22 protein-coding genes are annotated in these 12522 nt (G+C 44.7%); 2 read left to right on the forward strand and 20 right to left on the reverse strand.

Annotated elements, in window-relative coordinates; translation table 11 throughout:
* The first annotated feature begins 2 nt into the window (after nucleotides 1–2).
* On the forward strand, nucleotides 3–683 hold the full coding sequence (locus tag V7Q13_RS13945; protein ID WP_333801281.1) for a YiiX/YebB-like N1pC/P60 family cysteine hydrolase: 681 nt from the start codon (nucleotides 3–5) through the stop codon (nucleotides 681–683).
* Nucleotides 684–776: 93 nt separating this feature from the next.
* Entirely contained in the window at nucleotides 777–1310 is a 534-nt protein-coding gene (locus V7Q13_RS13950; protein ID WP_333801282.1) for a DUF4878 domain-containing protein, read from the forward strand.
* 66 nt (nucleotides 1311–1376) lie between these two features.
* Here the strand turns inward: V7Q13_RS13950 and map are convergent, their stop codons facing one another.
* The 20 genes from map to rplW form a co-directional block, all read right to left on the reverse strand.
* On the reverse strand, nucleotides 1377–2207 hold the full coding sequence (gene map, locus V7Q13_RS13955; protein WP_333801283.1) for a type I methionyl aminopeptidase: 831 nt from the start codon (nucleotides 2205–2207) through the stop codon (nucleotides 1377–1379).
* Between the two features lie 108 nt (nucleotides 2208–2315).
* On the reverse strand, nucleotides 2316–3653 hold the full coding sequence (gene secY / locus V7Q13_RS13960; protein ID WP_333801284.1) for a preprotein translocase subunit SecY: 1338 nt from the start codon (nucleotides 3651–3653) through the stop codon (nucleotides 2316–2318).
* A gap of 86 nt (nucleotides 3654–3739) precedes the next feature.
* Nucleotides 3740–4189 (reverse strand): 50S ribosomal protein L15, encoded by a 450-nt coding sequence (gene rplO / locus V7Q13_RS13965; protein ID WP_333801285.1) that lies wholly within the window; start codon nucleotides 4187–4189, stop codon nucleotides 3740–3742.
* A gap of 122 nt (nucleotides 4190–4311) precedes the next feature.
* On the reverse strand, nucleotides 4312–4500 hold the full coding sequence (gene rpmD / locus V7Q13_RS13970; RefSeq protein WP_333801286.1) for a 50S ribosomal protein L30: 189 nt from the start codon (nucleotides 4498–4500) through the stop codon (nucleotides 4312–4314).
* Between the two features lie 87 nt (nucleotides 4501–4587).
* Nucleotides 4588–5106 (reverse strand): 30S ribosomal protein S5, encoded by a 519-nt coding sequence (gene rpsE, locus V7Q13_RS13975; protein ID WP_333801287.1) that lies wholly within the window; start codon nucleotides 5104–5106, stop codon nucleotides 4588–4590.
* A gap of 81 nt (nucleotides 5107–5187) precedes the next feature.
* A complete protein-coding gene (rplR, locus tag V7Q13_RS13980) occupies nucleotides 5188–5541 on the reverse strand; it encodes a 50S ribosomal protein L18 (protein ID WP_333801288.1) in 354 nt (117 codons plus the stop codon).
* Nucleotides 5542–5611: 70 nt separating this feature from the next.
* Nucleotides 5612–6166, reverse strand: a complete 555-nt coding sequence (gene rplF / locus V7Q13_RS13985; RefSeq protein ID WP_333801289.1) for a 50S ribosomal protein L6 — start codon at nucleotides 6164–6166, stop codon at nucleotides 5612–5614.
* A gap of 96 nt (nucleotides 6167–6262) precedes the next feature.
* Nucleotides 6263–6661 carry a 30S ribosomal protein S8 gene (gene rpsH / locus V7Q13_RS13990; protein WP_333801290.1) on the reverse strand — a complete coding sequence of 133 codons (399 nt, stop codon included), beginning with the start codon at nucleotides 6659–6661 and terminating at the stop codon, nucleotides 6263–6265.
* Between the two features lie 110 nt (nucleotides 6662–6771).
* On the reverse strand, nucleotides 6772–7041 hold the full coding sequence (gene rpsN / locus V7Q13_RS13995) for a 30S ribosomal protein S14 (protein ID WP_157479363.1): 270 nt from the start codon (nucleotides 7039–7041) through the stop codon (nucleotides 6772–6774).
* A gap of 93 nt (nucleotides 7042–7134) precedes the next feature.
* Complete coding sequence (rplE, locus tag V7Q13_RS14000; RefSeq protein ID WP_333801291.1) at nucleotides 7135–7710, reverse strand: 50S ribosomal protein L5; 576 nt, start codon at nucleotides 7708–7710, stop codon at nucleotides 7135–7137.
* Nucleotides 7710–8048, reverse strand: coding sequence for a 50S ribosomal protein L24 (rplX, locus tag V7Q13_RS14005; RefSeq protein ID WP_333801292.1), 339 nt, complete (start codon nucleotides 8046–8048; stop codon nucleotides 7710–7712). The genes rplE and rplX overlap by 1 nt, the downstream gene beginning before the upstream one ends.
* An 83-nt stretch (nucleotides 8049–8131) precedes the next feature.
* A complete protein-coding gene (gene rplN, locus V7Q13_RS14010) occupies nucleotides 8132–8500 on the reverse strand; it encodes a 50S ribosomal protein L14 (RefSeq protein WP_157479365.1) in 369 nt (122 codons plus the stop codon).
* A gap of 121 nt (nucleotides 8501–8621) precedes the next feature.
* Entirely contained in the window at nucleotides 8622–8879 is a 258-nt protein-coding gene (gene rpsQ / locus V7Q13_RS14015; protein ID WP_157479366.1) for a 30S ribosomal protein S17, read from the reverse strand.
* 39 nt (nucleotides 8880–8918) lie between these two features.
* Nucleotides 8919–9128: a 50S ribosomal protein L29 gene (gene rpmC, locus V7Q13_RS14020; protein WP_333801293.1), complete on the reverse strand. Its 210-nt coding sequence runs from the start codon at nucleotides 9126–9128 to the stop codon at nucleotides 8919–8921.
* Between the two features lie 105 nt (nucleotides 9129–9233).
* Nucleotides 9234–9653 carry a 50S ribosomal protein L16 gene (rplP, locus tag V7Q13_RS14025; protein ID WP_333801294.1) on the reverse strand — a complete coding sequence of 140 codons (420 nt, stop codon included), beginning with the start codon at nucleotides 9651–9653 and terminating at the stop codon, nucleotides 9234–9236.
* 52 nt (nucleotides 9654–9705) lie between these two features.
* Nucleotides 9706–10482 carry a 30S ribosomal protein S3 gene (gene rpsC / locus V7Q13_RS14030; RefSeq protein WP_333801295.1) on the reverse strand — a complete coding sequence of 259 codons (777 nt, stop codon included), beginning with the start codon at nucleotides 10480–10482 and terminating at the stop codon, nucleotides 9706–9708.
* 40 nt (nucleotides 10483–10522) lie between these two features.
* The gene (gene rplV, locus V7Q13_RS14035; RefSeq protein ID WP_157479369.1) at nucleotides 10523–10858 is read right to left on the reverse strand and encodes a 50S ribosomal protein L22; all 336 of its coding nucleotides are present in this window, start codon (nucleotides 10856–10858) and stop codon (nucleotides 10523–10525) included.
* 91 nt (nucleotides 10859–10949) lie between these two features.
* Nucleotides 10950–11219, reverse strand: coding sequence for a 30S ribosomal protein S19 (gene rpsS / locus V7Q13_RS14040; protein ID WP_157479370.1), 270 nt, complete (start codon nucleotides 11217–11219; stop codon nucleotides 10950–10952).
* A gap of 77 nt (nucleotides 11220–11296) precedes the next feature.
* Complete coding sequence (rplB, locus tag V7Q13_RS14045) at nucleotides 11297–12136, reverse strand: 50S ribosomal protein L2 (protein WP_157479371.1); 840 nt, start codon at nucleotides 12134–12136, stop codon at nucleotides 11297–11299.
* A gap of 81 nt (nucleotides 12137–12217) precedes the next feature.
* A complete protein-coding gene (gene rplW / locus V7Q13_RS14050; RefSeq protein ID WP_157479372.1) occupies nucleotides 12218–12517 on the reverse strand; it encodes a 50S ribosomal protein L23 in 300 nt (99 codons plus the stop codon).
* Between the last annotated feature and the right edge of the window lie 5 nt (nucleotides 12518–12522).

The raw sequence follows: 12522 nt of genomic DNA on the forward strand, positions 1-12522 counted from the left end.
CAATGATATTGCCAAACACAAAAAAGAGATGGTACCTGTTGCCATCTCTTTTTTTGCTGTGTTGGAGTTGCCGGTTTTCTGCTACGCCAGAGCCGGATAGCCAGCAGATTGATGCGCAGTCTTTTCAAGTTAAAAGACTGCAGCAATACGATTCCGTTATTTATCCCACACTTATACATCAGGTACAAACAGGTGATATGGTACTGCGCTCCGGCAGTGATATGACCAGCGAAATGCTACGCCAAATGAACCAAACAGACAAACGCTACAGCCATTGCGGCATTGCCAGCATCGAAAATGATACCGTATTTGTGTACCATGCTATTGGCGGTGAGTTCAATCCAGACCAACGCATCAAAAGAGAGCCTTTGTACTCCTTTTGCCATGCTGCAGATAACAAGGCTGCTGCTATTTTCAGGCCACAGTTTCCGGCATCAAAAAATAGGGTCATTGCTACTCAGGCCAATCACTTTTGGCTACAGGGCATTCCCTTCGATATGGCTTTTGATTACCACACAGAAGACCGTTTTTACTGTGCCGAATTTGTTGCTAAAACCATTGCACGGGCAGTGGCAGACAGCAGCTGGTTCACATTTTCAACCGCAGGTAAAATGCAGTATGTGGGTGTCGATAATCTTTTATTGTCGCCGGTGATGAAAACTGTGGTGGAGAAAAACTATTAGTAGCCCTATCTTTTTTTATACAAAGCTGTTTTACACAAAACGGCCCCCTACATTTGTTGACCATTAATCCAATCATTCTCCAAAACATTCTTAATGAAAAAAACACTCCTCCCCCTGTTGGCAATCGTAATGCTGGCACTGGCCGCTTGCTCTGGTGGCTCTGGCGATCCAAAATCTGTTGCAAAAAAATTCTTCGAAGCGTTCAAAACCATGGACATTGACGAAGCAGCTAAATATGCCACCAAAGACAGCAAGCAAATGCTGGATATGATGAAAATGGGTATGAGCTTTGCACCGGTAAACAAAGACAGCCTGAAGCAGGAAATGGCGAAGCAAAAAATTGAATATGGCGATGCCGTTATCAATGGCGATGAAGCTACCATCAGCGTAACAGTAGATGGCAAAGACAAGACAGACTTTAAATTGAAAAAAGAAGAAGGTGCCTGGAAAGTAGCGTTTGATAAAAACACGCTGATGAAAACCGGCATGGAAAAAATGCAACAAAAGGGCGCCTCTGCAGAAGAAATGGAAGACGCTCAAAAAGCAATGGATATGCTCAGCGGCGACTCATTGAAACAGGTAATGGAAGAAGCCGGCGATGTGCTGGACTCCATGAAGATGAAGTAATGCTGTCGTAAATAAAAAAGGGTGGATTCTTGTGAATCCACCCTTTTTTATTTAGTGCCTTTCGGCTTAATAGTAATTGGAAACCAAATGGCTGTTGGCCTTCTCTGCAGCTTCAATAGCCGTAAAAGAACTCAGTAAATCAGCCTTGTCTTTTTGAATGCAAATGCTGTGCTCATAATGAGCCGCCGCTTTACCATCCTTGGTTCTGATGGTCCAGCCGTCTTCATCGGTATACACCTCTTTTTTACCTTGGTTTACCATTGGTTCTATGGCTATGGTCATACCCACTTGCAACTTACTGCCGGTACCTCTTTTGCCAAAATTGGGCACCTGAGGATCTTCGTGCAGTTGCCTGCCAATACCATGCCCAACCAACTCACGTACAACGCCGTACGCATGCTGACGTTCTGCATAATCTTGAATCGCAAAAGCAACATCTCCAATACGATTGCCGGCTCTTGCCTTCTCTATACCCTTGTACAAAGACTCCTTGGTTACTTTCATCAATGTGAGGGCTTCGGGGTCGGCCTCAGCTATAGCAAAAGTGTAGGCACTGTCGCCGTGAAAGCCATTTTTAAATACCCCGCAGTCAATGGTAATAATATCTCCGGGCTGCAATGCTCTGTTGTCGGGAAAACCATGCACCACGGCATCATTTACACTAATGCAGGTATTATAAGGAAAACCATGATAGTTGAGAAAGCTGGGAATACCACCATGATCTCTGATGTATTGACCAGCTATTACATCAAGCTGTAGTGTAGTAACACCGGGCTTTATCATTTCGGCCAAAACAGCTATGGTATCTCCTACTAACAAATTGCTTTGCCGCATCAATTCAATCTCTGCAGCATTTTTCAGTTGAATCACTTCTTTATACTTTTTAAACAGGCTCATAAAGAATGCAAAGAAACAAATGCTTTATGAGGAACCTCCGTAATAAATCAATAAAAAATACCTGCCCATAAAGACAGGTATTTCTATTGTACATTAATAACAAATCAATTATCCGATTGGAGAGCTGCTTACAGCCTGACGGCCCTGAATGCGGCCACCGCTCATTAAACCATCGTACTGGCGCATTAGCAAGTGTGTTTCAATTTGCTGCAGTGTATCGAGGATAACACCCACCATGATGAGCAGGCTGGTACCACCAAAGAAGCTACTGAAACCAGCGGTAACACCGAGTTTCTGAGCCACGCCTGGCAAAATACCCACAAAGGCAAGCAGCAATGCACCAGGCAGGGTCACCTTATCCATTACAGAACCAATGTAATCTGCAGTAGGCTGACCGGGTTTTACACCAGGTATAAAACCGTTATTGCGCTTCAGGTCTTCTGCAATTTGCTTGGGGTTGAAAATAATGGCCGTATAGAGGTAAGTAAAACCAATAACCAGCACACTATATATGAGCATGTACCAACCGTTGCTGTGGTCATTCAAAATCTTCATAAATCCACCAGTCGTATCGAACTTAGCAAAGATGGTAGGAATGAAAATGATAGCCTGTGCAAAGATGATTGGCATTACACCGGCACTGTTTACCTTGATAGGTAAAAACTGACGGGCACCGCCAAACTGCTTGTTGCCAACAATTTGCTTTGCATAGTTGATAGCAATTTTGCGTACACCTTGTACCAATACTATTAGGCCCATAATAATCATAATGAGAATAGCAATCTCAATGATGAAAACCAGCATACCACCACCGCCTTTGGTATTGAGCGAAGTAAATTCTTGTACAAAGCTTTGTGGCAATCGGGCCAGGATACCCACCATGATGATGAGTGAAGTACCGTTACCCAAACCTTTGTCTGTAATTTTTTCGCCCAACCACATTACAAACAGTGTACCTGCTGTAAGCAACACAATAGTGCTAAACAAGAAGTATGGCTCGTATGCAGGAATGAGTGCCTCTTTGTAACCGGGGCTCTGCAAATAAGTGATATAAGCACCAGCCTGAAACACTGTAACAATTACAGTGAGGTAGCGGGTCCATTGGTTAATTTTCTTACGGCCGCTTTCTCCCTCTTTCTGAATTTTCTGAAATTGGGGAACCAAAATGGTAACCAACTGCATGAAAATTGAAGCAGAGATATAAGGCATAATACCCAGTGCCAAAATAGATGCCTGAGAGAAGGCGCCGCCAGCAAACTGGTCGAACAGGCCAAGCAATCCAGAAGCTTTACCCTTTACGGCATCCAATGCGTTAGGATCGATACCAGGTAAAACGATGTGCGTACCCAAACGATAAGTGACCAGCAAAAGCAGCGTTACAATAATCTTTTGCTTCAGCTCGTCAATCGTCCAGATATTCTTTAGTGTTTCAAAAAATTTCTTCACGGAATTCAGTCAATTTAAAGGGCCTCAAATGTAGGTAAAACAAGAGTTCCTTTCGATGTTGCGAAAGGAACTTTTGCACTGCCCGATTACTTCAGAATTTCAACAGTACCACCCGCAGCTTCAATAACAGCTTTTGCTTTTGCGCTGATAGCGTTTACTTTGAAATCAATCTTGCTTTTCAATTCGCCGGTGCCCAATACTTTTACCAAAGCTGATTGGTTTACCAACCCGTTGATGTACAAATTATCGAGGCTGAATTCTTTCAGTTCATATTTTTCAACCAGCTGATCTACCTGACCAAGATTGAAAACAGTGTAAGATACGCGGTGCGGGTTTTTAAAACCACGCTTAGGAATACGACGCTGGATAGGCATCTGACCACCTTCGTGAGCCATTTTGCTGGCGTAACCGGCACGCTGCTGCTGACCTTTGTTACCCTTGGTAGAAGTACCACCTTTACCAGATGCTTCACCACGACCTAAACGTTTTTCACTGTGCGTACTGCCTTCGGCAGGCTTCAAATTGTGCAGTTTCATAGACTACGAGTTTTTACTTACGGGGTTAGCTCCCCTCGCTTAAAAATGAGAATAATGAAATTCCAAATCCCAACACATCATCAGAAGATTGGAATTTGGAATTGAAAATGATTGATTCGAAATTAGGCTTGCGCTACGTCTTCCACCTTTACCAGGTGCAATACTTTTTCTACCATACCCAGAATTTGTGGGGTGGCTTCTTTTTCTACAGTAGCGTTCATCTTGCGCAGTCCGAGGGCTTCCATTGTTTTCTTCTGGCGCTCCGGGCGGTCGATCACACTTTTAACCTGAGTGATTTTGATCTTCTTCATCGTTATGAGGTTTGAAGTTTAAGGTTTGAAGTTTGAGGTTATGCTATCCGTAGATCTCAAAACATCGGGCATCAAACAGCAAACTAATTATCCGTTGAATACTTTTTTCAGAGAAACGGTACGTGTTTTAGCCACCTGAATTGGCTCACGTAAAGTAGCCAGTGCGGTAAATGTAGCTTTAACCACGTTGTGAGGATTGGCAGAACCAAGACTCTTAGCCAATACGTCGGTAATGCCTGCACTTTCCAACACGTAACGCATGCTACCTCCGGCAATTACACCTGTACCATGAGCAGCTGGCTTCAGCAAAACTTTTGCAGCGCCTTCTTTTACAAATTGTTCGTGGGGGATAGTGCCGTGTATTACAGGTACTTTCACCAGGTTCTTCTTAGCATCTTCAATGCCTTTGGTGATTGCTTCCTGTACTTCTTTAGCCTTACCCAAGCCATGACCTACCACACCATTTTCGTTGCCTACCACCACCAGGGCTGAGAAGCTGAAAGTGCGGCCACCCTTGGTGGTCTTTACAACACGGTTAATAGCTACAACCTTTTCTTTCAGTTCGAGGTCGCCGGCTTTTACGCGGTTTACGATAGCTTTTGCCATTTTTATTTTTCAATTGAGCCTGCAAGCAGGCAAGATTTACGATTGTTGAATGCTGATCGTTTAAATGAAAATCCTGTACAATTACAGAACCAGGCCACCTTCACGGGCACCATCGGCTACTGCCTTAATGCGACCGTGGTACAAGAAACCACCACGATCAAATACACAGGTAGTGATGCCTAATTCAGCAGCTTTGCGGGCAATAGCATTACCTACCAATTTGCTTTTTTCAGACTTGGTGACCTTTTGTGCAGCGATGTCCTTATCGCGGCTGCTGGCAGCTGCGAGTGTGGTGCCATTAGCATCGTCTATCAGCTGGCAGTAAATATCTGCATTGCTGCGAAATACGCTCAGGCGAGGCTTGGCAGCGCTACCGATGATTCTCTTACGAATGCGGTAGTGGATTTTCTTTCTTGAAAGTACTTTCTTATCCATTTTATATCCTCCGGCTCCGGGGGAGCACTATTTTCTTTGAAATCAGATTTTAAAAAGCGGTTACCGATGATTATTTACCAGCAGATTTACCAGCCTTCTTACGAACCACTTCGCCAGCAAAGCGAACACCCTTGCCTTTGTAAGGCTCCGGCTTACGCAGGCTACGGATTTTGGCACATACCTGACCCAACAGCTGATTGTCGGTACCTTCAATCACAATCTCCGGGTTTTTACCCTTTTCCTGAGCAGTGGTTACTTTCAACTCTTTAGGAATTTCAATAATGATGTTGTGCGAGTAGCCCAACGCCAAATCAAGAATATTTCCGGTGTTAGAAGCTTTGTAACCTACACCTACCAGTTCCATTTTCTTAATGAAACCTTCTGTTACACCCTTTACCATGTTGGCAATAAGGGCACGGTACAAGCCATGCAGTGCACGGTGGCGGATTTGATCGGTAGGACGACCTACTGTCAGTGTGGCATCAGTAATTTCTACATGAATGTCACGATCCAAGGTTTGCTTCAATTCGCCTTTGGGGCCTTTTACGGTAACGGTGTTATCTCCACTTACTGTGATAGTAACACCAGCGGGGATTGTTACCGGTTTTTTTCCTACACGAGACATAGTCGTTGTTGTGTTTAAATATGTGAATCAAATGAGTGGCATGCGTTCAGCCCCGACTAAAAGGCTTAAATAAACAAACCGCCCGAATACAATCAATTAATAAATGTGACACAAGATTTCGCCACCTACATTCTGAGCTTTGGCTTCTTTGTCAGTCATTACACCTTTAGAAGTGCTCACAATGGCAATACCCAGGCCGTTCATTACACGCTTAAAGTCGGCAGGCTTGGCGTACTGACGCAGACCTGGGCGGCTCATACGCTCCAAAGAAGCGATAGCGGGTTGCTTAGTATTAGGATCGTATTTCAATGCGATCTTGATAACACCTTGCTTGTTGTCATCTTCAAATTTGTACTTGAGGATATAACCCTTTTCGTACAAAATTTCAGTCATACGCTTCTTCAGGTTAGAAGCGGGGATTTCCACGATGCGGTGGTTGGCCATTTGAGCATTCCGAATACGAGTCAGAAAGTCTGCTATAGGATCAGTTACCATATGATTTCCCTCCTACATTCCGGCTCCCGAAAACTTCGGGACGGAATAATTGGATTTTAGTTTAAAATGAATTGAATGAAGTTGCTTGCTTGTGGCTATTGCCGTAGCAATTACCAGCTTGCTTTTTTCACGCCAGGAATTTTACCTTCCAGTGCCATGTCGCGAAACATGTTACGGCAGATACCGAAATGACGCATGTAACCTTTAGGACGACCAGAGAGCTGGCAGCGGTTTTTGAGGCGTACAGGCGATGCATTGCGGGGAAGCTGATCGAGAGCTGCATAATCGCCTGCTGCCTTGAGGGCTGCACGCTTTTCAGCAAACTTGGCTACGGTAGCTTCACGCTTACGCTGACGGGCTTTAACTGATTCTTTTGCCATAAAAATGAAATTCCAAATTTTAAAATTCCAAATCCTAAGTGGTGCTTAGTTTCCGCCGGAAGTATGGAAAATTTCCTTTGGGATCTGGTTTTATTAGTTGTTGTCTTTTTTGATGTTCTTGAAAGGAAGACCAATTTCTTTCAGCAGTTCGTAAGCCTCTTCGTTGGTACGGGCAGTAGTTACGAAAGTGATATCGAGACCAGTAATTTTGTTCACCTTATCAATGTCGATTTCTGGGAAGATAATTTGCTCAGTAACACCCATGGTATAGTTACCACGGCCATCAAAGCTCTTATCATTGATACCTTTGAAATCCCGAACACGAGGGAGTGAAACTGCAATCAAACGATCGAGGAATTCAAACATCTGATCACCACGGAGGGTAACACGGGCACCAATCGGCATATTGCGACGGAGCTTGAAGTTTGAGATGTCCTTTTTAGACATGGTAGCTACAGCCTTCTGACCAGTGATGGTAGTCAGCTCTTCGATAGCAATGTCTACAAGTTTCTTATCGGCAGTTGCACCGTTTACGCCACGGTTCAAGCAAATTTTGGTAAGCTTGGGGGCCTGCATTACGGTTTTGTAACCGAACTTTTTCATGAGGGCAGGTACAACTTCAGCTTTGTACTTGTCTGCCAGGCGCGGAGTATAATTTGTAGTTGCCATTATTTAATAACCTCCCCGGATTTTTTAGAAATACGAACTAATTTACCGTTGTCGCGGCTACGCTTTACACGTACTGCAGCGCCGGCTTTGGCATCCCACAGTTGCACGTTGCTGATAGCAATAGGTGCTTCTTTTTTCACAATACCACCCTGGGTGTTTTGTGCTGTAGGTTTTGTATGGCGGGTCTGAATGTTTACGCCTTCTACCAGCACTTTAGCCTTGTCAGGATAAACGGCCAGTACAACGCGGGGCTTTTTCAGATCCTTATCATCACCGGTGATAACAACAACGTTGTCACCTTTCTTGATGTTGAACTTTGGTTTGAAACGATTAGTCATACTTTATAGCTTGATGCGTAACGCTTAACGCTTAACGCAGTTATTGAAATTCGCTTTCAGCACTTTGCCTTCGGCGTTTTGCATTACAGTACTTCTGGAGCCAGCGATACAATTTTCATGTATCCTTTGTCGCGAAGCTCACGGGCAACGGGTCCGAAAATACGGGTACCACGTGGTTCGTCTGAGTTGTTCAGGATTACAACGGCGTTGTCATCGAAACGGATGTAAGATCCGTCTTTGCGACGCAGTTTGTTTTTAGTACGTACAATAACGGCTTTGGCTACGGTACCTTTTTTCATACCGCCACCAGGAATTGCGTCCTTTACAGTAACCACAATCTTGTCGCCAATACCGGCGTAGTCTTGTCCGCTGTTGCCCAATACACGAATACAAAGTACCTCTTTGGCACCGCTGTTATCCGCTACGTTCAACCGGCTTTCTTGCTGAATCATTTTGTTAGCTTTTTAGCTTTAGCACTCGGGCTAATGATGTTACGAATTTGTCAGAGGCTTTTGCTATGTTATACAACACCAGCGAAAAGCTTGAAGCATGCAGCTTGCAGCTGTTAGCTGATTATTTCACTTTCTCAACTACTTCTACCAGTCTCCAGCGCTTTGTTTTGCTGAGAGGACGGGTTTCCATAATTTTTACAGTGTCGCCAATGCTGCACTCGTTCTTCTCGTCGTGTGCATGAAACTTGGTCGTCTTTTTTACGAACTTACCGTAGATTGGGTGCTTTACTTTACGCTCCACCGCTACTGTAATGGTTTTATCCATTTTGTTGCTGGCTACTACACCAATCCTGGTTTTACGGAGATTTCTGGTTTCCATTTGGTTCATTATTTTGCTGAACTACTATTCAATTAAAAATTAGCCTACCAGTACTCTTTTCTGGAGTTCGGTTTTCAAACGGGCAACATCACGACGGAGATCTCTGATGCTCATTGGGTTTTCCAAAGGAGTGATGGCATGTGCAAATTCAAGCTTCTTGAGGCGCACTTCATCTTCGCTGATGCGCACCTTCAGATCTTCGATGCTTATTTCGCTCAGGCTTTTGTTGAAGTCAACTTTCTTAGACATCTTTTTCAATTTGATAATTAGCCAATATGCTAATCTGCTAATGAAATTATTTTCTCAGCTGTATGTCTGAAATATTGTCATCAGCACACCAGCTTATTCGCATCATTACGCCTGATAATCGCGGCGTACAACGAACTTGGTTTTGATGGGAAGCTTCTGCGCAGCAAGTTCCATTGCTTCGCGGGCTACTTCCATCGGTACGCCATCGCATTCAAACAGGATACGACCTGGTTCTACTACGGCTGCCCAAAATTCGGGGTTACCTTTACCCTTACCCATCCGCACTTCGGCAGGCTTACGGGTAATGATCTTATCGGGGAATACACGGATCCACACACTACCTTCACGTTTCATGGCACGGGTCATTGCCTGACGGGCACTCTCGATCTGGCGGTTGTTCAACCAAATAGGTTCCTGTGCTTTAAGGGCAAACGAACCGAATGAAATGGTAGCGCCACGCTTAGCCACTTCGCGGATGCGGCCTTTTTGTTGCTTGCGGAACTTGGTTCTTTTCGGCTGTAACATTTATCTACGTATTTGAATATTTACAATTAGTTGAAGCTGGATGCTGTTGTTATTAACGACGGCCTCCACGGTCGCGGCGATCACCACCACCTCTTCTGTCTCCACCACGGCCACCGCGGTCACCACCACGTTCTTCGCCACCACGACGGTCGCTCAGACCGCTGCCAGTGCCTACAAAGTTCGGGTTGAGGTCACGCTTGGTCAATACTTCACCTTTACAAATCCATACTTTCAAACCAATTTTACCGTATACGGTTTGAGCAGCCAGGCTGGCGTAGTCAATATCCATACGGAAGGTGTGCAATGGAGTACGGCCCATTTTGATTTCTTCGCTACGGGCAATTTCAGCACCACCCAAACGGCCACTGGCTTTTACCTTGATACCTTCGGCCCCCATACGCATAGCAGAAGCAATTGCCATTTTGATGGCACGCTTGTAGTTGATGCGGTTTTCGATCTGACGGGCGATAGTATCAGCTACAATCATAGCATCTACTTCCGGACGACGGATTTCGAGGATGTTGATTTGAACGTCTTCTTTACCGGTAAGCTTCTTCAGCTCTTCTTTGATACGGTCTACTTCACCACCGCCTTTACCAATAATGATACCAGGCTTTGAAGTATGAATAGTTACAATCAGTTTATTGAGGGTACGTTCGATAACGATTTTAGAAATGCCACCCTTGTTGATACGGGCATTCAGGTAGGTACGGATCTTGTTGTCCTCGATCAGTCGGTCGGCATATACTTTCTTGTTGCCGTACCAGTTACTGTCCCAACCACGGATGATACCGAGCCTGTTACCGATTGGATTTGCTTTTTGACCCATTATTTCAATTTGAAAATTTGAACAATTCGTTTAGTGAGAATTAGATGGTGTCTACAGTTACGGTTACGTGATTGCTACGCTTACGTACACGGTATCCACGGCCCTGAGGAGCTGGACGCATCCGCTTCAGGGTACGGCCACCGTCTACCATAATGGTTTTTACCACCAGTGCACTTTCGTCAGCACCATCATTCTTTGCTTTCCAGTTAAAGGCAGCACTCTTAACCAACTTAGCCAGCGGTACAGAACTGTGCTTGGTGTTGTGCTCCAATACAGCCAGGGCTTGATCAACCTTCATGCCACGAATCAGGTCGGCCAGCAAACGCATTTTGCGGGGCGAAGTGGGATAATTTCTCAGTTTAGCTACTGCTTCCATTTTTATTCAGTTTCAGGTTTTTGGTTTTTAGTTTTTGTTGCAGAAGAATCTCAAACAACTGCCAACCAAAAACCACCAACATTTAAACAATTTATTTTTTGCTACCGGCGTGTCCTCTGAAGTTGCGGGTAGGAGCAAATTCACCAAGCTTGTGACCAACCATGAATTCGGTTACATACACAGGGATGAATTTGTTACCGTTGTGCACAGCGAATGTTTGGCCTACAAAATCAGGAGTAATAGTAGAACGACGACTCCAGGTTTTGATAACACCCTTCTTCACTTTGCCTTCTGCCATGTTCACGATTTTCTTCTCGAGTTTGGCATCAACGTAGGGACCTTTTTTAATTGAACGAGCCATATTGAATTCGTTAATTTGAAAATTTGAGGATTTGAAAATTGAATTGGTTTCTGTAAAAGCTTAAATCAATTCTCAAATTACTTAGCCAGTTTTTTACCGTCGCGGCGCTGGAGAATCAGCTTATCGCTGCCTTTGCCTTTTGTACGGGTCTTCTCACCTTTGGCGTACTTACCAGTGCGGCTGCGTGGGTGACCACCAGAAGCACGGCCTTCACCACCACCCATTGGGTGATCTACAGGGTTCATAGCCACACCACGGTTGCGGGGGCGGATACCACGCCAGCGGTTTGCACCTGCTTTACCGAGGCTCTGGAGGTTGTGGTCGCCATTGCTTACTACACCTACAGTAGCGTAGCAATTGATGAGGAGTTTGCGCAATTCGCCAGAAGGCATTTTCAATACAGCGTAAGCTTCTTCCTTGTTGGTAAGCTGAGCAGCAGAACCGGCACTACGTACCAGCTTGCCACCTTGGCCAGGCTGCATTTCAATATTGTGTACGTTGGTACCCAAAGGCATGTTCTTCATAGGAAGACAGTTGCCAATTTCAGGAGCTACAGTAGGACCAGAAATTACTTTCTGACCAACCTGAATGCCCTGTGGTGCCAGGATATAGCGCTTTTCACCATCGGTATATTCTACCAGAGCGATGAAAGCAGTACGGTTTGGATCGTATTCTACAGTCAGTACAGTTGCTTCAATGTTTTGCTTGTTACGCTTGAAGTCGATGATACGGTACTTCTGCTTGTGACCACCGCCAATATAGCGCATGGTACGACGGCCCTGTGCGTTGCGGCCACCAGATTTCTTCACTGGTTCCAGCAGGCTACGCTCAGGCTTGTTAGTGGTTACTTCAGCATACGCATTACCAATTTTCCAGCGGGTACCGGCGGTCATTGGTTTGTATTTTTTCAGTGCCATTTTTCTTAGTTCTGAGTTGGTTTATTTCAACACTTCGCGGCGGTTGGTTGCCATTCTTGTTTTTGTTAGAATTGCAGTGGATTAGATTTCGCCGTACAGGTTAATTTCTTCACCTTCTGCTACAGTTACAACTGCCTTCTTTTTGGCAGGCTTGCGGCCATTGATAAAGCCAGACTTGGTGAAGCGAGATTTTGCTTTTCCGGGCATTACCAACGTATTCACGTCAGTTACATTTACGCCGTAGAATTCTTCAACCGCTTTTTTAATCTCCAGCTTGTTGGCCTTACGATCTACGATGAAGGTGTAGCTGCGCTTCTTTTCAATTTGCTTGTTCACCTTTTCGGTCAACACAGGCTTTATTAATACATCTGTCAGTTTCATTTCGA

The sequence above is a fragment of the Phnomibacter sp. genome, assembly GCF_036803085.1.
Classification (GTDB): Bacteria; Bacteroidota; Bacteroidia; order Chitinophagales; family Chitinophagaceae; genus Phnomibacter.